Source organism: Bartonella sp. TT119HLJHH, assembly GCF_042193385.1.
In the GTDB taxonomy this organism is placed as follows: domain Bacteria; phylum Pseudomonadota; class Alphaproteobacteria; order Rhizobiales; family Rhizobiaceae; genus Bartonella.
Window position 1 is genome coordinate 1 of record NZ_JBHILS010000144.1, and the last position, 584, is coordinate 584.

At 40.9% G+C, this 584-nt stretch carries 1 protein-coding gene; it reads left to right on the plus strand.

Features of this window, described 5'->3' with window-relative positions; all coding sequences use genetic code 11:
- On the plus strand, nt 1-584 hold a 584-nt coding region (locus ACFIJL_RS10000), incomplete at both ends, for an autotransporter domain-containing protein (protein WP_375624552.1).

Sequence of the window (584 nt, forward strand, 5' to 3'; positions counted from 1 at the left end):
TTAGGAAAAGAAGAGGAAAAACAAACCGGTTTCTTCCTCTATACTTACGGAAACACAGGAACCTTATCTTCTGAACGTGGTCCTCTCAAATATGGTTATGGTGCTGATATCCGCTATGCTGCTCTCCAAGCCGGTGTTGCATTCGCGGCATTAGAAGGACAAAATACCACGACACATTTCGGTCTTGTAGGCACCTATGGGCGGCTGTCTTTCACTCCAAAGGATATGGATGATGTAAGTAAGAGCACATTGGATAAATGGTCACTAACAGCTTATGGCAGCGTGCAGCATGACAATGGTTTCTATATGGATACACTGTTATCCTATGGAATTCTAAAAGGAGATATCGGCAATGCTATCATTGGCAAAACCGCAAAATTGCAAAATGCCAAAATGTTGAGTATCTCCACCACCGTTGGCAAAGAGTTTGCAACTGGAATGAAAAGTTTAACATTTGAGCCACAAGCACAAATTGCCTATCAACATTTGATGTTTAATACCATTGAAGATGCTGATAATTTTACCGTTGATATGAAAAATCCTTCTCAATGGTTGATCCGTGTTGGTGGACGTTTGACAAAAAC